The 555-nt window shown below is 50.6% G+C and carries 1 tRNA gene; it reads right to left on the minus strand.

Annotation, left to right across the window (positions count from 1 at the left end):
• Nucleotides 1–154: 154 nt before the first annotated feature.
• Nucleotides 155–230, minus strand: a tRNA-Ala gene (locus tag DU490_RS16960).
• Nucleotides 231–555: the final 325 nt, after the last annotated feature.

Here is a 555-nt window from a genome sequence, read left to right on the forward strand (position 1 = left end):
CCCTTTCAGGAAGAACTTGTCAGCATGATTCACATTGTTAAAGAGCAGACTGTCAATCGACAGTCATAAACCGGGCATCGTTTGACGATGATGGCTTATGACTGCGGATCCGATCAGGTAATTCGACTGTTGGAGGGCCAGGTAGCGTGAAAAATGGTGGAGCCTAGCGGGATCGAACCGCTGACCTCCTGCGTGCAAGGCAGGCGCTCTCCCAGCTGAGCTAAGGCCCCATTAATTCCCACGTGACATGGGCAATTTTATTCAGGACAAGGCATTGGCGACGCAAACATCAAAGCCATGATCACTGAATGAAATGTAATTTGTGTGAGACTAGGTGAAAGATGACGACGTATAGCCTGCTATACGAGGAGTCTTTCAACGACGTATCACGCAAATTTGGCGGGTCTGGGCAGATTTGAAATAAACCCGGCGATCTCACCCTTCTCTTTACATAACTTCCGGGGGTGCGCTCTAACCAACTGAGCTACCCGGAGACTCGGAGAATGGTGGGTCTGGGCAGATTTGAACTGCCGACCTCACCCTTATCAGGGGTGC

The sequence above is a fragment of the Halomonas sp. DQ26W genome (assembly GCF_003339685.1).
Classification (GTDB): Bacteria; Pseudomonadota; Gammaproteobacteria; order Pseudomonadales; family Halomonadaceae; genus Halomonas.